Below are 18,451 nucleotides of genomic sequence, written 5' to 3' on the forward strand. Positions count from 1 at the left end.
GGAGTGCGTTGCACGAAAGAGCCCTCATCCGGCCTTCGGCCACCTTCTCCCATTGCTTCGCAACGGGAGAAGGGAAGCATTTGCTTCACGCCTCGCGCTTCCTGCGCTCGACGTAATCGCGCAGCGCCTCATCGATCGCGGGGTCGATCGGCGGCTGCTCATACTCTTTCAGCATCTGCTTCCAGATGCGATTGGCCTTGAGAGGCGCCGTCTCGCGGCCACGCTCGACCCAGCTGTCGTGATTGTCCCAATTGGAGATGAGCGGCTGATAGAAGGCGGTTTCATAGCGCTGAAGCGTATGAGCTGTTCCGAAATAATGGCCGGCCGGCCCCACTTCGCGCACCGCATCGAGCGCCAGCGTCTCAGGCGTCACCTCGAAGGGCTCGCAATAGGCCGCCATCATCTGCAGGAGATCGGCGTCGAGGATCAGCTTCTCGAAGGAGGCGGTGAGCCCGCCGCCGAGCCAGCCCGCGGCATGGAGCACCAGATGGGCGCCGCCCATGATCGAGCCCCAGAGCGCCATCATGCTCTCGTAAGCCGCTTGCGCATCGACGTCATTGGCGGCCGTCACGTTGCTCGAGCGGAAGGGCACGCCGATGAGGCGCGCGAGCTGGCCCGAGGCCTGTGCGGCTTGCGCATATTCGGGCGTGCCGAAAGCCGGCGCGCCTGACTTCATGTCGACATTCGAAGTGAAGCCGCCATACATGACGGGCGCCCCCGGGCGCACGATCTGGGTGAGGGCGATGCCGGCGAGCGCTTCGGCATGCTGCTGGGCGAGGGCGCCCGCGAGCGTCACCGGCGACATGGCGCCGGCCAGCGTGAAGGGTGTCACGATCACGCATTGGCCATGCTCGGCGAAGGTCATGAGGCCTTCCGCCATCGGGATGTCGAGCTGCAAGGGGGAATTGGTGTTGATCACGCAAGTGAAGACCGGATCGTCGATCAGCCCTTCGCGCGTTGTGCCGAGCGAGATCGCCGCCATTTCGAGCGCGTCCAAGGCGCGCTCGCTGCCCAAGCCCTGCGGCTGCCAGTTTTTGTCGAGCAGCGTGATCTCGGCATAATAGAGGTCGAGATGGCGCGTCTCGGCCGGAAGGTCCAGTGGCTCGAAGGGCCCACCGCCCTCCTGATGCAAGATGTCGAGCGACTGGATGAGCCTGAGATAGTCGCACATCTCGGCATAGGTGCCGGCGCGCCGGCCTTTTTCGAGATCGCTCACATAAGCGGGCCCACCGACCGAGGAGAAGATCGCGTGGCGGTTACCGACCTTGACCGTCTTGGCCGGATTGCGCGCCTTGAGCGCGAATTCGGCGGGCGCCTTGGCGATGAGGCCGGCGATCATCGCGCGATCGAAACGCACACGCAGATCACTTTCATCGACCGAAGCTCCGGCCGATGCAAAATGGGCGCGGGCCCTGGGCTCCAGCACCTTCATGCCGATCTCTTCGAGAATGGTAAGGGCCGTATCGTGGATCGCTCCAACCTGATCGGCGCTCAAGACCTCGATCGGGCGATAGGGCAGCGTGAACTGCTTCCACGGCCGCTGCTGCAGCGCTCCCGGTATGCGCTGCGGGCGGGCACGTCGGCGCGGCGATACGGGCGTGATCATGGCTCTGGCCTTTCCCGTCGAATAAGGGATGATTTCGGTTCGTCGAATTCGCGCGCGAAGCGATGCCCGGAGAAGACCGCATCGGCGATATGGGACGGCGCCCGGCAGTCGCCGATCAGGCTCATCGCTTCGGCCGGCAGCCGCCCCAAGAGCTCATGATAAAGCGTGTCATGAGGCACCCTGCCCGTCACCAGCACCAGCGCATCGCCCGGTACGGCGCGGATGCGGCCGGTATAGACGCAGGCGAATTGCGGCGCATCGCCTGCAAAGCCCGTGAGCTGATGCGACAGGACGAGACGCACATCCATCGCCATCAGCCGCGCCTGGATGAAACCCTGCTCGTCCGTCAATTGTGTCCACGACGAGACAACCGGCAGAGCCGTGACATAGGTCACGTCATGGCCCTTGGTTTTCAGCATCTCGGCCAAGGCGCTGCCGACGGCATAGTGGTCATCGTCATAGACGGTGACGGAAGCGCCCTTGGGCAGCCGGTCGATATCGTCCGGTGTGAAGACCGCAGCACTTGCCGGAAGGTTCACCGGCTCCTCGACCACACCACCCACCGCATCGCGCCGCCAGAAGCTGCCGGTGGCGAGAACGACATGATCGGCGCCGAAGCTCACAATGTCATCGGCCGTCATCGGGCTTTCTCGGTAGACGGCGACATTCGAGAGTTTGCCGATCATATGCTGGCGGTAGTCGCGCACCCGGATCCAGCTCTTGAGGCCGGGCAGGCGCGATTCAGCGAGCACCCTGCCCCCCAAGTCACGCGCCGCTTCGGCCAGCGACACCTGATAACCGCGCCGGCCCAGCGCCAGCGCGCATTCGAGGCCGGCGGGCCCGCCGCCCACGACCAGCACGGTCTTCTCCGAGCGCTTGGCCGCGATCGTTTCGGGATGCCATCCCCGCCGCCATTCCTCGCCCATGGTCGGGTTCTGGGTGCAGCGGATCGGCACCGACTCGTTGTTGGCCGCCCGGCAGATATTGCAGCCGATGCATTCGCGGATCTCGTCCTCGCGTCCTTCCCTGATCTTCTGCGGCAGGAAGGGATCGGCGATCGAGGGCCTCGCCGCGCCGATGAGATCGAGGATGCCGCGGCGCAACTGCAACATCATCATGTCGGGCGAAGTGAAGCGGCCGACACCCACGACGGGCTTCGTCGTCAGCTTCTTGACGAAGGCGACATAGTTTTCCTGAAAGCCCTCATCGGAGAAGCGGGCGCTCTTGGAATCATTGCCCAGCGCCCCCGCCACATTCACATCCCAGAGATCGGGAAGCTCGGCGAGCCTCGCGACGATGTCCCGTGCCTCGCCGTCATGAGTGATGCCCTTGGGACCGTGCAGTTCATCGACCGCCAGGCGCAGGGCCACGGCGCAGTCGCCTTTGACGGCCTCGCGCGTGTCCTCGATCATCTCGGCGATGAGCCGGGTACGATTTTCGAGGCTGCCGCCATATTCGTCGATGCGCCGGTTGGTGCGCCGGGAGAGGAACTGCAGGGGCAGATAATCGTGCCCGGCATAGACATAGACGATGTCGAAGCCGGCGCGCCTGGCGCGCTCGGCCGCGGTAGCTTGCCACTGGCGAAACGCCTTGATGTCGGCCTTGTCCATGGCTCTTGCCGACATCGGCTGGATGAACTTCGCCCGCTGCCCGGAAGGCGACAGCAAGGGCTCGCGTGTCAGCCGGTTATTGGCATGGAAGCCGCCATGCCAGAGCTCGACCGCGGCCAGGCTGCCATGAGCGTGGATGGCCTCGGCGGTCTTGGCCAGCGCCCTGACATCGTCCTCGTCCCACAGCGACAGGTAGCCGAAGGGGAAGTCGTCGGATGAGGGATGGATCGAGCAATATTCGGTCGCAACGACCCCCCAGCCGCCTTCCGCCTTGATACCACGCAAGGCGGCAGTGGCCTTGGGCGCCCGCCAGCCCATGCCGCTCGCATGCGGCGTCTGATAGAAGCGGTTCGGCGCCGTTTTCGGCCCGATCCGCACCTCATCGAACAGCCTGGCATAGCGAGGGTTGAACATGCCCAATTCCTTGTTGAACGAATGTACAACAAGGAATTGGGCAAAAGCAATGGCCGCTGCTTGCTACAGCGGCCATTGTTTTACTTGGCCGGCGTCAGGATTTCCGTGCCGGCGCCGTTCTTGCCGGCGATGGTCCACAGTCCCTTGAGGGTCCCGTCGGGCGAGGCCTTGTAGATGATGAGGCCGATATCCTTGCCCATCACGTAGCCCGCGGCAAAAGCATCGTCATTGCGCATGCAGAAACCGTTCGAGCTCGTCGAGCCGGTCTTCCAGACGATCTCGCAGGTCGTGTTGGAGGTGATCTTGATCAGGGCCTGGCCCTGATAGGGCGAGCCGTCGAAATTCGTGCCGTTGACGTTGTAAAGTCCGCCGATGTCCTGCGCTGCGGCCACCGCCGGCAGCATGCCCATCAGCATGAATGCCCAGAATGCTCTTCTCATGGGACTGTCCCCCGCGTTAATGCCCCTGGGGAAGTATGCCTCAACCAGCGGCGGTGTCCAACATGCTGGGCGTCATAGCCATTGCCGGCGGGGGTTCAAGCTCAGCTTCCCGTTTCGGCCCCACCAGGAACAGGCCGGCGGCGGTCAGCGCCAATGCCGCCCAAATCCATGCGTTGAGGCTCTCGCCCAGCAGCAGCATGCTCCAGCCGATGCCGGCGATGGTCGTGAAATAGGCAGCCTGGCCGGTGAAGACGGCGCCCAGATTGTTGATGAGATAGAGGAACAGAACATTGGCGGAGAGCGAGGCCGCGGCGATGAGCACGACGGTCAGCTCCAAGGCGCCGGGGATGGCGCTCGGATAGATCATCTCGCCGGTCGAAAGCGCGATCGGCAGGAGAATGGCGGCAGCGGTGAGTTGCATGAGCCCGACCGTCGTGACGGTCGGAATATGCTCCGGCCGTTTTGCCGCCAGCATGATGCCTTCCGCCGCATAACAGGCCGGGATCGCTAGCGCTATGACCGTCCACAGCAGGCCGCCTGGCACCGCACCCGTGAATTTGTCATAGAGGATGACCAGGACCCCAAGGAGGCCAAGGAGCAGGCCTGCAAACCGCGACAGGCTCGGCTGCTCGATCCGCGTGAAGGCGGCGAAAGCGAAGGCGAGGAAGCCTTCCAGCACGATGATGATGGAAATGATGCTCGCCTCGACCTTGCCGGCAACGATGAACAGGAGCGATTCGCTGACCACGGCGCCGAGGAGCGCATAGGCCAGGAAATAGCCCCATGGTATCTCACGCGCCTTCGGCACGGTTCCCTTGGCCACCGACCAGCCTATGCAGCAAAGGCCGCTCAGCAGGCTGACCCAGAAGGCCATTCCGAAGGGATGGGCCTCGAGTCCGGAGGCCATGCGCGAGAGCGGCGCGACCAGGCCCCAGATGAGTCCGAGCACGATGAGCCCGAAGCCGCCGCGCAGGGTCTTTATGGACTGCCGGAGACGCCGCTCGCGCTCATAGACCTTCTGCGCGGCATCGGCGAAAACCCGCGCCAGGTCGCCCAGCGCATCATCGCGCTCGGAGATCTCGCCGAGGCCAAGCTTGGAGGGATTGTAGTTGCCGACCTTCAGGATCTGGGCAGCGCGCGCCAGTTTCTCGACCTGGTTCAGATAGTCGACCTCGGCGTCGCGGACATATTTCTTCTGAAGCAGCGTATTGACGCGGGCCCGGAAAATCACCGGATCGAAGTTTTTGGGGAGAAAGTCTTCCGCGCCGAGCTCGATCGCCGTGACGGCGCTCTCGGTGTCATCGAGCGAGGAGATCACGATGACGGGTATGTCCCTGAGCGCCGGGTCGGATTTCATGGCCTTGAGCACGTCGAAGCCATCCATCTCCGGCATCACGATGTCGAGGAGCACCGCATCGACCGGATGGCCACGCATATGGTCGAGCGCCTCGCTGCCGCTTCCCACCGCATGGCATTGATGGCCGAGGGAGGTTGCCGCACCCGCGAGCTTGAGCCGCATGGCCCGCGTATCGTCGACGACGAGTATTCTTCCCGTTCTGCTCATGGCATCCCCCCGTTCAATTCCGTGCCGATATAGGCCACGAGTTCCTCTTTGAGCGCGATACAGCCCTGGGCGATCTGCTCGGAACAGGCAACGGCATTGGCCACCGTCCCTCGCTTGCTCCTGAGCTCGACATCGGCGCAGAGTGCAGCAAGCGCGCTGTCCCCGAAATCCCGTGCGCTCGATTTGATCGTATGGGCGGCGCGACCCAGCGTGTCGAGCCTGCCCTCTCTCGCGGCGGCAAGGACCGACTGCGCCAGCGGCTCGGCCTCATCGATGAAGCTCTGCAGAATCTCGGCCAGGAGGTCCCTGTCGCCGCCGATGATTTCTCGCATGCGCTCCAGCGCCTGAAGTGAGATGCTCACGGTGCTTTCCCCCTTTGCCGCCTGGCGACGCTCGCCCGCCAGCTCGTGCGCAGGGCACCGACGAGCTCAGAAAGCTCGATGGGTTTGCTCACATAGTTATCCATGCCCGCCTTGAGATAGGCCTCCCGGTCTCCGGCAATGGCATTCGCGGTGAGGGCGACGAAATAGGGTTGCGCCACTTCCGAGCGGAGGCTGCGGATGATCTTCATCGCCTCGATGCCGTCCATTTCCGGCATCTCGATATCCATGAGGATCGTGTCGAAGGACGCCGCAGCGGTCATGTCGACGGCTTCCCGGCCGCTCGCCGCCAATTGCGGCGCATAGCCGAGCTTCTTGAGCAATGCCGAGCAGAACTTGCGGTTCGTTGGATGGTCGTCGACCACGAGGATGCTGAGCGGGCATTCTTCCGCGAGCTTGCCGTCGAGGTCGACGGCCGGCTTGGCGGCCGCCGGCGCCGCTACCTTGGGCACGGACAGGATCGCCGCCGTGATGGCATGCAGCAGGGCCGAGGGCTTGATCGGCTTGTTCAGGACATCGGCGAAGAGCTTGGCGCCCGCCATCTGTATGATCTGGGCGCGGCTCATATGCAGCGAGCTGAACAGGATGAGCGGCAGCGACCGGCAATGCGGCAGATCGTGGATGCGCTTCGCGACATCGATCCCGTGAAGATGCGGCATTTGCATGTCGAGGATAACAACATCCGGAGGCGGGGTGTTTCGCAGGGCGGATAGCGCCTCCTCCCCGCCGGTCACCAGGGTCGGCACCATGCCGAACGATTTTGCATGGAGCTCGAGGACCCGGCGGTTGGTGGCGTTGTCGTCGACGACGAGAACACGTTTGCCTTTCAGGCTTTCGGTATCGAGGGGGGCGCCGCTTCCATCCGCCCAATCCACCTTGATGGTGAATTCGAATTCGGTCCCGCGGCCAGGCTCGGAGCGCACGCTGATGTCGCCGCCCAGCATCTCGACAAGCCGCTTGCATATAGCGAGACCGAGGCCGGTTCCCCCATAGCGGCGCGAGGTCGAGGTGTCGACCTGGCTGAAGGACCGGAACAGCGTCCCGAGGCGGTCTTCGGGGATGCCTATCCCCGTATCGGCGACGGTGAGACGGATAAGATCGCTATTCGCGCTGTCGCGCATCACCTTCAGGAAGACTTCGCCTTTTTCCGTAAACTTGACCGCGTTGTTGAGGAGATTGAGCAGGACCTGGCGCAGGCGCGTCGGGTCCGAGACGACGTGACGCGGCAGTTCCGGGTCCATCCAATAGATGAGCTCGAGGTTCTTTTCAGCCGCCCGCGATGAGACGAGATCGAGGGACTCCTCGACGCATTGGTCGAGATGGAACGGAATGGCCTCGATATCGAGCCTCCCGGCCTCGATCTTGGAAAAATCGAGAATGTCGTTGATGATCGAGAGAAGGCCTTGGGCGCTGCGCGCGATCGTATCGCAATATTCCGCCTGCTCCGCGTCGAGCTTCGTGGCGGAGAGCAGATGCGTCATGCCGATGACGCCGTTCATCGGCGTGCGGATCTCGTGGCTCACGGTTGCGAGGAAGGTGCTCTTCGTTGCATTCGCCGCTTCGGCGAATTCCTTCGCGGCGATGAGCGATTTCTCGAGCTCGCGCAGCTTCTCCACGTCATCGGTGGTGATCTTGAGCAGGCGCTGCGTTTCATCGAAGAGCCTGGCATTCTCGAGAGCGACGCCGATGCTCGTGCTCAGTATTTGCAGAAGGCGCAGATGGTGCTCGTTGAAGGCATTCGGCTGATAGGAGCGCACACTGATCACGCCAAGCGTCCTCTCGCTTGCGACCAGCGGCACGCCCAGATAGGATTCGGTCCGCTCGTCCGCTGAGACTACGGTCCCAAGCTCGTTCTGCTGCGCCCAGGATCCCAGAAGCAACGGCTGGCGTGACCGGATGATTCTGGATGTCAACCCCTGGCCGAACGGAAACGACTCGATGGTCTGATAATCCCGGTGACAGGAATAAGGGACATGGATCATCCCGGACTTGTCGTCATAGAGGAGAATTTCAGTGATTTCGTGATTGAAGATCTCCCGTACCTTGTCGCCGGCGATGCGTGTCAGCGATTGTTCGTTCAGCGACTTTGTCATCGCCTCGCTGAGGCCGACCAGAATGGCGAGTTCCTGGGCGCGCTTATCCTTGGCTTTCATCAGACGGTCGGATTCCGCGAGCACCGCGCTGAGGCGCTTCTCCTGCTCGCGCAGCTTCTTTACGTCGCCGGTGGTGATCTTGAGCAGGCGTTGCGTTTCGTCGAACAGGCGTGATCTTTCCAGCGCCACGCTTGCCGCATTGACGATGGTGGTCATGAGCGTGATGTCGGTTTCGACGAAGGCGTTTTCGCGGTCGAGATTCTGCAAGGAAATCACGCCGCGGCATTTGCCTTCGAAGATCAGGGGAACGAAGAGGCAGCATTTCGGCGGCTCGCCCTGACGTGCCTTGGGATTCCCGTATTTTTGTCGGGCGGCCTCCATGTCGCCGGACAGAAGCAAAGGCTGGCCTGTCTCCATGACATGTTTTCGATAGCCGACCAAGGGCATGGGGTTGTCGGGAAACCGGACACCGCGCTCGATCGTGTAGGGGAAATGCAGGAGCTGGTCCCCTTCGTCCAGGAGGCCAATGTCCAATACGTGAGTGTCGAAGACCTCATGGATCTTCCCGCCCATGACGTTGTAGATCTCCTGGGCTTCAAGGCCTGAAGCCAGCGCTTCCTGGAGCCCATTGACATAGGCAAGCTCGGCGTTCCGCGCTCTCGTTTCCCGCACCAGCCGCTGAGCTTCGTCGAACAGCCGGGCATTCTCGACAGCGACTCCGATATTGGCGCTCAGTATCTGCAACAGACGCAGATGGTGATCATTGAACTCATTCTTCTGATAGGATTGCACGCTGATCACGCCCAGTATCTTCTCGCTCGCGATCAGCGGCACCCCCAGATAGGCTTCGGTCGTGTCGTCCTCGGTAAAGACAAGGCCGCCAAGTGCGGTCTGCTCCGCGTCCGACCCCAGAAGCAACGGCTGGCCGGTTCGGATGATATGCGATGTCAGCCCCTCACCGTAGGGATAGGGTTCGACATCCTGGTAGTCGCGATAGTGGGAATATGGGACGGTGATGATTCCCGACTTGTCGTCATAGAGGAGGATTTCGGTAATCTCGGCTCGGAAAATCTCGCGCACCTTGTCGCCGACGATGCGCGTGAGCGATTGCACGGTCAGTGATTTTGTCATCGCCTCGCTGAGGCTGACCAGAGTAGCGAGTTCCTGGGCGCGCTTGTCCTTGGCCTTCATCAAGCGGTCGGACTCGGCCAGAACGTCCCGAACGCGATTCTCCTGGTCGCGCAACACCGTCTCTGTCGCCTTGAGCGAAATTTCGGCTTCCTTCTGGTCCGTGAGGTCGATCAGCGCGCCGATGTTGCGCACGACCCGCCCCTCGGCGTCCTTTGCATATTCGCCGGCCTCGCGGCCGTGCCGCAGCGTTCCATCCTTGGCACGGACCGTGAAATCTACCGTATAGGGCTCACCCATTGCACGGCATCTCGCCTTGGTATCGAGATAATGTTGCCTGTCGTCGCCGAGCAGGCGAGCGGCGATCTTCTCATTGCTGTTCAATTGAACGAGGAACTCGCCGACCGTCGGCCCATGGATCAGGGCCGCTTCCTCCGAGATGTGGATGGGCTTGTCTTCCACTTCGTCCCAGATGAAGAAGCCGATCTTGGCGAGCTTCCCGATATTGCGCAGAAGGGTACCCTGATCGTCGACCAGCTTTTGCAACGCAACGGGATCAAGCGATGGTCTGCCATCCGTTCCCATCAGGTGTCACTTCTCTCTGTTTGGCGCAAGCGGCCCCGGCTAAGACGCATGTTCACCCTCAATGCACGCGATTGAGGGCCCAAATGCCTGCAATCGTGGGTGATCTTAGGCCCTCCAGCGTCAGAGTTTCGCTTGCGCGGAGGAGTCGACCTCCTTGCCAAGCGTGAGTTTTGAATTAAAGTTACGTTAGGAAAAAAGAATCTGAGCACGCGATGCCGCGCGACGGCTGCCAGCCAAAATTAAAGTTGTATTTTTTCGGGGGCTTCCGGATCCATGACGCCTTGGACAGACCGCTTGAGCTGACCGGGAAGAAAGGTTCGGCCATCATTGCCTATCTCTCGCGCTGCCCGGGAATGACGGCGACGCGGGAGAAGCTGGCCGATCTTCTGTGGAGCGACAGCGACAGCGAACATTCGAGAAACAGCCTGCGGCAGGCCTTGAGCGTGCTCCGCCAAGATCTGTCGCCCACTGGCGCAAATATCCTGCACAGCAACAAGGACACGATTGGCCTGAACGCCGGATCGATCGACAGCGATGCCGCGGTCCTCGAAGCGGCGCAATCGGCGCGTTCAGGAAGCCAGCTTGAAGAGGCGATCTCCGTTTACACCGGACCGTTCCTCGATGGCTTCTTCTCGGGCAGCAGTGTCTTCGAGGAGTGGGCGGCCGGCGAGCGCGAGAAATTTCTTAACCTCGCCATAGGCTCTCTCGAAAAGCTGGCGCGATTGGTGGATATGGAAAAAGGGCTTGCCATCGCCCGGCGCCTTGTCGCCATGGAGCCGACGCGCGAGGCATCCTATCGGCTGGAAATGGAGCTGCTCGCTCTGGCCGGCCAGCGCGACCGGGCGATCCGCACCTTCGAGGCCTGCCGAGCCATGCTGCAGAAGGAGTTCGGCGTCGATGTAAGTCCCGAAACAAGGACGCTGTGGCAATCCCTGTTGGTTGGACCGGATCCGGAAATTTTCACGCCCCTGCCGAGGCAGATGACCAGTTCGGCTGAGGCCGGCAGCCGGAAGAAGCCGTCGGTCGGTGTGCTCAGCTTCGTGAATCTCACTGGCAAGCGCGGCGAGGACTATTTCGCCAGGGGCCTGGTTCAGGACATCACGACCGCACTCGCGCAACGGCGTGATTATATCATCGTCGCGGAGCTCCCGACGCTCACGACTGAGACGGGAAGCCTCGATGTCCGCCGGATAGCGGCGACCTATAACGTCCAGTATTTGTTGAATGGCAGCGTCCAGAGAGTCGCCGACGATCTCAGGGTCAATGTCCAGCTCATCGACACCGGCAACGGCCATAACGTCTGGGCACAGCGATTCGACGGCCGGGCGCAGGAAGGACTTGAGTTCCAGGACCGGATCGCGCAATTGGTCATGGTCGCTCTCGGCATAGAATTGCAAACCAGCAGCTGGAAAGTGCGCGACAAGAGTCCGCCCGGCGGTCCCGAGGTACGGCGCCTGGTCAATCAGGCGCTGACGAAATACTACGAGATGACGAAGTCATCGCTACAGGCCGCCATGGGCCTGGCCGAACAGGCCCTGGCGATCGACCCCGACAATCCCCGCGCGATGCGGACCTTGTCGATCACCATTTCCGTCGGCCTGGCAGTCTTCGGCGCGCTGCCCAACCGGCAAGAGCATGTCGACAGAGCTTTGTCACTTGCCAAAGCTGCCGTTAAGGCGGTGCCGGACGACGAGATCGCGCGTTGCTTTCTGGCTTTCGCCCTCTCAACCGCGGGCCGCATCGAGGAGGCCATTGCAGAACTGTGCCAATCGATCAGTCTCAATCCCAATTATGCAAATGCCCATGGCGACCTCGCCGCGCTCTATGCGCTCAAGGGACAGACCGAGCAGGCTTTGCACGAGGCCAACGAGGCGATCAGGCTGGGTCCCTTGGACTCGACCGAATTCTGGCGGTATCACAGCATCGCCGTCGCCAAATTCGCCAGTGGCGACGATCTGGAAGCCCTGGAGATCGCGCGCCAGGTGGTGCGCACAAGGCCGGATTTTGTGCGCGGCGCCCTCTATTGGGCCGCCGCCGCCATGGCAACCGGCAATGGCGAAGAGGCTTCACGGGCAATTCATTATTGCCTGTCCCAAATACCCGAGCTCAACCTGGGCAATATCTCACCCGTCTATGTGCCGCGCTATGTGAATGATGCACATCAGCGCCGCTTCATCGCGATGCTCGCGCGCGCCGGTCTTCCGGATAGCTGACCAACCTCGCTCATAACGTTTGTCTAACGCAATTTTGACGCTAGGTCATTGTCTTGATCGGGCTCACCAAGCGCAGTCCTAACGGACAGTGTTGCATGGGAGAACGGCACCTCGCCGAGATGGGAGTCGTTTATGGCAGAGCATCACTTCATGCGCGCGATCTGGGACCTGGCCACAGCGAACGCGGCCGCTCGATCTCAGGCGTTGAACTTCGCTGAAGGTCCGCGAACGAAGCACGTCATTCCCGCACTACCCGCGACCACTGACTCTGTCGCGAACGCCGGGAGCATTCACTGCATGCCCACCGCAGAGCACAAGGATCCGTCATGACAAATTTCGTAGTAACCGTTCTCGCCGACGAGGATGACGGCAATATTTCGGCCGGCGATCTGTCGCTGAGAGAGGCCATCGCGCTGGCCAATGCCAATCCGGATGCGGATACCATCACTTTCGCACCGGCGCTCGCCGGCAAGACCATAAGCCTGACCGACGAACTGGTTCTCACGAGCGATGTGACGATCGATGGCGACATCAACGGCGACAACAAGGCGGACGTGACGATTTCGGGCAACTCTGCCCATCGCATCTTCAACATAACCGGTTCATCGACGGATGTCGCGCTCGCCAGTCTGACGCTCGCCAACGCCAGTAGTTCCGGTGCAGGCGGAGCCATTCTCGCTTCCGATGCCGGCACACTCGATATTCTGGATACCACCATACGCAACAGCGGCGCCGCGACCAATGGTGGCGGTATCGCAGCCGATCAGACTGACGTGACGATCGCCAATTCGCTGTTGATGTTCAATATCGCCGCTGCAGAGGGGGGCGGCATCTACGCCAGCGACAGCAACATCACGATAACCAACTCAACCATTGGCATCAATGATTCAGGTGGCAAGGGTGGCGGCATCAGCGCCTCCAACACAAATCTTATTCTGCATAGCGCCACGATCGCTGGCAACCTTGCCGGTGCAAACGGCACGAATACGGACGAGGGCGGCGGGATATCGCAGGACTCGGGAGGGTTCATTACCGCCACGAACACGGTGGTCGGCAACAACTACTCGGGCCTGCTGGATCCAAACGTCTTCGAGCCCGCCGCTATCAATGACGTGCGGGGCCAGGTCCAGCTTGCCACCAACAGCGCCTTCAGCACCGCCGTCACACTTGGCGCCGGTTCGACGAATAATCTGAACAATATCGGCGATGTCGGCCTTGCTTTCCCAATCGACAATGGCGGGACGGTGCTCACCATGGCGACGAACCCCGGGAGTGTCCTGATCGATGCAGGCAGTGCTGCGGCACTCCCCGCCGATATCCATGACCTGGACCATGACGGCAATTCCGCTGAGGTCCTACCGATCGACGGTCGGGGCGCGCCTCGTCTTTCCGGAGCTGCGGTCGATATTGGCGCCGTCGAGGTTTACCCTGTCGTGCCGACGGATCTCTTCACCGCTCTCGATGGACTGCCGTTCAAGGATGCGGCGGGCAATGCGTCAACGGCCGACTCGCTTTTCGAGGGCCCAGATGAAACCGTCGTATTCGTGATCAAGCAGACATTGACCCCGGCTGGGGAACTGACCTCGCTGGCGCTGGCGGAAATCGCGCAAGCCAATGAAGTTGCTGCGGCTGCAGGCGCCGCGGGTCGGCCATTGGATGTCCGCATCATCTGCCTTGACGGTTATTCCGAACCTCTTCCCGGCGTTTCACCGTCGGTCAGCGTCCTCCATGTCGATAATAGCGACCCGTCGGCATACCAGGCGCGAGATGTCCTTCTCGCGTCTTTCCTCCCGCCCTTTGAATTCGATGGATGGCCGATGGGGGCATTTGCTTTCCACCGCCCGCCAGGGACCGATTCGATCGATGTCATCAAGTCGCTGGACGTCGGCGCTTCCATGGCGGGGAATATCGAGTTCACGACCATTGATGTTCCGCTCGAAACCGCATTGAACGCGTCGGGGAGCCCGGCTGTCGACCTCGCCACGCATTTCCTCCCTTCACCCAACGCCACGACAACTCTTGGGCAATTCGATGAAGTCGGCGAGTTCGTTCCCGATCTTGTGTTCACCGACCAGAACGGAAATGCCCAGTCGCTGCTGAGCTATGGAGACGAGTTGGTGGTCATGTCGGTCTGCACCGAGTGGTGCGGACCCTGCAGGTTCTATTCCGAAAACCTCGAAGGCCTCGCGGCCGCGCTCGGTTCCGACTTCAGTTTCCTCGAAGTATTGGTCGAGGACAACAACAGCAGAATGGCCAACACGACGACCGCGCTGCGATGGTACAACACATTTGACCTCACATCATCCGTCATAACGACAAATGGGGACGCCGATATCCTCATGGATTTCGTCCGGGGTTCGCTCACTCCTGCTTTTCCCGACTACATCGTGATGGACGGTACGACCGGCGAGATCATCGCTCGCTGGCAAGGAGTCCAGCTTGATCCGGCATATTTCGAGGCCATCTCGCATGACTACTATGCGCGATTCGCCACCATGGATTTTGGCGGCACGAAAGGCGCCGATACGTTTACCGGCGGCAAGGGCTTCGACACGATCAATGGCCTTGCCGGCAAAGACACGCTGTCAGGGCTCAATGGCGACGACACGATCAGTGGCGGCAAGGGTAATGACACGATCAACGGCGACAGCGGCAATGATACGCTGCTCGGGGAAGACGGATCCGACGAGATAGATGGCGGCGATGGCAACGACACGGTCGTTGGCGGCGAGGGCCCAGACAGGCTGGATGGCGGCAATGGTTCCGGCGACACGCTTTCCTATGTGGGCTCGGACAAGGCGGTCACTGTGAACCTGGCCACGAATACGGCCAAAGGCGGCGACGCCGCGGGCGACAAGATCGCGAATTTCGAGAATGTCGTCGGAACGGACAAAGGTGACACCTTGACCGGCAATGACGCGGCCAACACGCTATGGGGCGGCGGCGGGAACGACACGCTCAATGGCGGCGGCGGCGATGACCGGCTGATTGGCGGCGCCAGCGTCGACACGCTGAACGGAGAGGCAGGAGCCGACACATTCGTGTTGACGCCGGCCTTCGCCGATCGGGATGTCATCCAGAACTTTGAAGTCGGCGACAGGCTGGAGATTTCGGCTTCGCTATTCGGCGGCGGTCTGGCAGCCGGCGCGCTCGATGCGTCGCAGTTCGTTTCCAACGGCACCGGCCTCGCCGGCGATGCGGATGACCGGTTCATATTCAACTTCGCGACGGGTCAATTGCATTATGACGATAATGGCAACCTGGCCGGCGGCAGCCGTCTGATCGCCACCTTCACCGGGCCGTTGCCCGCACTCGCGGCAACGGATTTCGACATCCTGGCCTAGGGACTTCGGCGGGCAGCATAAATGGCTCAGAACTCTGACCTTGCGGTTGCCCTGTCGACCTGCCGGTCGGGCTTCGTGTCGCTTGCGGTGTTCAGCATGTTCGCCAACTTGCTGATGCTCACCGGGCCGCTTTTCATGCTGCAGATCTATGACCGTGTTCTGACCAGCGGTAGCATTCCCACGCTGCTGGCGCTCGCCCTGTTGGCCGCCATTCTGTTTACCCTCTACGGTTTTCTGGAGTTTGTCCGCTCGCGCCTTCTGGTCAGGGTCGGGCGGATCGTCGATGAGGCGCTCCGCGAGAGGGTGTTCGACGCAGTGGCCATGCAGGCCCTGCGCGACGGAGGAAGACGCAGCGAGGCGCTTGGCGACCTCCAGACGATCCGGCAATTCCTGCAAGGCAACGGGCCCCTGGCGTTCCTCGACATGCCCTGGGCGCCGATCTACCTGGCGGTCATCTTCCTGATGCATGCCCTGCTCGGCTATGTGGCCGTTCTCGCCGCCATCTTGCTGACGGTCATCGCCATTCTCACCGAGCGAACCACCCGCAAGCATGCGCTCGCAGCTCAAAAGGCGCTCATGCAGGCGCATTCGCTGGCCGATCAATGCCGCGGCAACATCGAGGCGGCGACCATACTGGGCATGGTCGGACGCCTGCGCCGGCGCTGGGCCGGCGCGCAGGATGATGCACTGGCCAGTCACATGCTGGCCAGTGACCGGAGCGGTCTGCTGACGAGCCTGTCACGCACACTGAGGCTGGTGTTCCAGTCGGCCGTCCTTGGCCTTGGCGCCTATCTCGCCATCCGCCGGGAAATCTCGCCGGGTGTCATGATCGCCGCCAGCATCATCATGTCACGGGCCCTCGCCCCCATCGAGTTGGCGGTCGGCCAGTGGCCGCAATTCCAAGGCTTCGTGCGATCGTGGCATCGGTTGCGTGCTTTCCTGGCCGACACACCGGCGCGCAAGCCGAAAATGGTGCTGCCTCAGCCGACGGGCCGGCTGACGGTGGAGAATCTCTCGGCCTATGTTCCCGGCGGGGAAATGCCTTTGATCGGCGGGGTGTCTTTCGCGCTCGAGCGCGGCGACGGGCTCGGCATCATCGGCCCGACCGGTGCCGGCAAATCCACCTTGGCGCGGGCGCTCATGGGTGCCTGGCCGCTGACCCGCGGCACCGTCAGGTTTGACGGCGCCACGCCCGATCAATGGGATCCGGACGTGCTGGGAAAGTCGATCGGCTATCTCTCGCAGGAGGGTGAGCTGTTCGACGGCACCGTGGCGGAGAATATTTCGCGCTTCGCTCCCGCTCCCGAGCCTGAAGCCATCGTCTCTGCGGCACAACAGGCCGATATCCACGACCTCGTCCTGCAGATGCCCGACGGCTACAACACCCTCATTGGTCATGGCGGAAGGCGGCTCTCGGCCGGTCAATGCCAGCGCCTCGGCCTGGCGCGGGCCCTCTATGGCAATCCCAGCTTCCTGGTGCTCGATGAACCCAATGCCAATCTCGATGCCGATGGCGAGGTCGCCCTTGTGAGAGCGATCGCTGCGGTTCGCGCCCGCGGCGGCACCGTCATCGTCATCGCTCACCGGCCAAGCGCCATCGCCGCGCTCGACAGGCTGATGGTTCTGCGTGACGGTCGGGTATTCGCCTTTGGACCCAAGGACGAGGTGCTCGCCAAGGTGCTGGCGCGCCCCGTCGACGGGACCGGCCGGCCGGGCGGCCTTACCATTGTCGAGGCGAGAGGCTGATCGCGATGACGACCTCTTCGGCCATCAGCTCCTTGCGTCGCCATCAGATAGCGGGCTTCGTCGGGTCGGGACTGTTGCTCGGCGTCATCGGCCTGTGGACGGTGCTGGCCTCGATCCAGGGCGCCGTCATTGCGCCAGGGGTCACGGTCGTCGAGACCTATCTCAAGCGCATTCAGCACCGCGACGGCGGCATCATCGCCGAGATCGCGGTAAAGGAAGGTGACCGGGTCGAGGCCGGGCAGGTTCTGGTCAGGCTCGATGAGACGGATACGCGCGCCGAACTGGCGATCCTGCAGGGGAGCCTGGATGAATTGAGCGCCAAGCGGGCTCGCCTCATTGCCGAACGCGACGACGATGAGGAAATCCAATTTTCCGAAGCTCTGCTTTCGCGGTCTACCGATCCGCGAATCACCGATCTTCTCGCCGGACAGCGCAAATTGTTCAGCGTCCAGAAAGCCGCACTTGCGGGACGCATCGAGCAGCTGACCGAGAGAATAGGCCAGCTCGAACAGGAGATTTCGGGACTTGCCGCGCAATACGCTTCGAAAAAAGAACAGACGGTGCTGGTCCGGGAGGAACTCGCAAATCTCAGGAAGCTGCTGCAGCAAGGTCTGGTCGAGGCGAATCGGGTCTTCGCGCTCGATCGCGAACGGGCGCGGCTCGAGGGCGAAGAGGGCGAGCTGGTCGCAAGCATCGCCGCCGCCAAGGGCCGTATCAGCGAGACCAGATTGCAGGTCATCCAGATCGCGGACGATGCGCGCACGCGTACGCTCAGCGAGCTGCGCGAGGCGGAAGCGGGAATTGCCGAGGCGACTGAACGTCAGATCGCCTCAGGGGCCAAGTTGGCGCGCATGGAGATTCGCGCGCCCCGCGCCGGCATCGTGCACCAGCTAAGCCTGCATACGATCGGCGGCGTCATCGCCCCGGGTGCCGATATGATGGCGATCGTTCCCGATCTCGATGAACTCGTAATCGATGCCCAGGTGCGCCCGGAGGATATCGATCAGGTCAATATTGGCCAGGCGGCGCAAGTGCGCTTTCCTGCCTTCGATCAACGAACGACGCCAGAGATCAACGGTGAAGTCGTTCAAGTGGCGGCCGACCTCACGCGAACATCGGAAGATTCGCTGCCCTTCTACGCGGTACGCGTCCGCCTTGGACCGGCGCAGATCAAGCTGCTCGGGGCCAACAAGCTCAAGGCCGGCATGCCCGCCGAGGCGTTCATACAAACGCACGAGCGCACGCCGCTCAGCTATTTCCTGCAGCCCCTGACGGATCAGATCGCTCACACGTTCCGCGAAGGCTGAGCATCAGCTCGGTGGCGGCTT

Annotated in this window: 10 protein-coding genes; 4 read left to right on the plus strand and 6 right to left on the minus strand. The window is 62.1% G+C overall.

Annotated features, from left to right (window positions below; translation table 11 throughout):
* Window positions 1-85: 85 nt before the first annotated feature.
* From DS839_RS13720 to DS839_RS13745, 6 genes are all read right to left on the minus strand, one after another.
* A complete protein-coding gene (locus DS839_RS13720) occupies window positions 86-1,606 on the minus strand; it encodes a trimethylamine methyltransferase family protein (RefSeq protein ID WP_119270915.1) in 1,521 nt (506 codons plus the stop codon).
* Window positions 1,603-3,630, minus strand: coding sequence for an oxidoreductase (locus tag DS839_RS13725; protein WP_119270916.1), 2,028 nt, complete (start codon window positions 3,628-3,630; stop codon window positions 1,603-1,605). Before DS839_RS13725 ends, DS839_RS13720 begins: the two co-directional genes overlap by 4 nt.
* Window positions 3,631-3,710: 80 nt before the next feature.
* Window positions 3,711-4,070: a hypothetical protein gene (locus DS839_RS13730; RefSeq protein WP_119270917.1), complete on the minus strand. Its 360-nt coding sequence runs from the start codon at window positions 4,068-4,070 to the stop codon at window positions 3,711-3,713.
* A 40-nt stretch (window positions 4,071-4,110) separates the two neighbouring features.
* Entirely contained in the window at window positions 4,111-5,634 is a 1,524-nt protein-coding gene (locus DS839_RS13735; protein ID WP_119270918.1) for a response regulator, read from the minus strand.
* Window positions 5,631-5,996, minus strand: a complete 366-nt coding sequence (locus DS839_RS13740) for an Hpt domain-containing protein (RefSeq protein ID WP_119270919.1) — start codon at window positions 5,994-5,996, stop codon at window positions 5,631-5,633. Before DS839_RS13740 ends, DS839_RS13735 begins: the two co-directional genes overlap by 4 nt.
* Window positions 5,993-9,820: a GAF domain-containing protein gene (locus DS839_RS13745; protein ID WP_119270920.1), complete on the minus strand. Its 3,828-nt coding sequence runs from the start codon at window positions 9,818-9,820 to the stop codon at window positions 5,993-5,995. Before DS839_RS13745 ends, DS839_RS13740 begins: the two co-directional genes overlap by 4 nt.
* Window positions 9,821-10,101: 281 nt before the next feature.
* Here DS839_RS13745 and DS839_RS13750 point away from each other — a divergent pair, with 281 nt between their 5' ends.
* From DS839_RS13750 to DS839_RS13770, 4 genes are all read left to right on the plus strand, one after another.
* Window positions 10,102-12,033 (plus strand): BTAD domain-containing putative transcriptional regulator, encoded by a 1,932-nt coding sequence (locus tag DS839_RS13750; RefSeq protein WP_368911618.1) that lies wholly within the window; start codon window positions 10,102-10,104, stop codon window positions 12,031-12,033.
* A 326-nt stretch (window positions 12,034-12,359) separates the two neighbouring features.
* The gene (locus DS839_RS13760; RefSeq protein WP_119270923.1) at window positions 12,360-15,377 is read left to right on the plus strand and encodes a choice-of-anchor Q domain-containing protein; all 3,018 of its coding nucleotides are present in this window, start codon (window positions 12,360-12,362) and stop codon (window positions 15,375-15,377) included.
* Between the two features lie 21 nt (window positions 15,378-15,398).
* Window positions 15,399-17,123 carry a type I secretion system permease/ATPase gene (locus DS839_RS13765; protein ID WP_119270924.1) on the plus strand — a complete coding sequence of 575 codons (1,725 nt, stop codon included), beginning with the start codon at window positions 15,399-15,401 and terminating at the stop codon, window positions 17,121-17,123.
* 5 nt (window positions 17,124-17,128) lie between these two features.
* Entirely contained in the window at window positions 17,129-18,430 is a 1,302-nt protein-coding gene (locus DS839_RS13770) for an HlyD family type I secretion periplasmic adaptor subunit (protein ID WP_119270925.1), read from the plus strand.
* Window positions 18,431-18,451: the final 21 nt, after the last annotated feature.

The organism is Taklimakanibacter deserti, from assembly GCA_003574785.1.

Coding starts and splice junctions, on each gene's coding strand:
- DS839_RS13720 (WP_119270915.1), bottom strand. CDS start 1,606: ATGATCACGCCCGTATCGCCGCGCCGACGTGCCCGCCCGCAGCGCATA.
- DS839_RS13725 (WP_119270916.1), bottom strand. CDS start 3,630: ATGTTCAACCCTCGCTATGCCAGGCTGTTCGATGAGGTGCGGATCGGG.
- DS839_RS13730 (WP_119270917.1), bottom strand. CDS start 4,070: ATGAGAAGAGCATTCTGGGCATTCATGCTGATGGGCATGCTGCCGGCG.
- DS839_RS13735 (WP_119270918.1), bottom strand. CDS start 5,634: ATGAGCAGAACGGGAAGAATACTCGTCGTCGACGATACGCGGGCCATG.
- DS839_RS13745 (WP_119270920.1), bottom strand. CDS start 9,820: ATGGGAACGGATGGCAGACCATCGCTTGATCCCGTTGCGTTGCAAAAG.
- DS839_RS13760 (WP_119270923.1), top strand. CDS start 12,360: ATGACAAATTTCGTAGTAACCGTTCTCGCCGACGAGGATGACGGCAAT.
- DS839_RS13765 (WP_119270924.1), top strand. CDS start 15,399: ATGGCTCAGAACTCTGACCTTGCGGTTGCCCTGTCGACCTGCCGGTCG.
- DS839_RS13770 (WP_119270925.1), top strand. CDS start 17,129: ATGACGACCTCTTCGGCCATCAGCTCCTTGCGTCGCCATCAGATAGCG.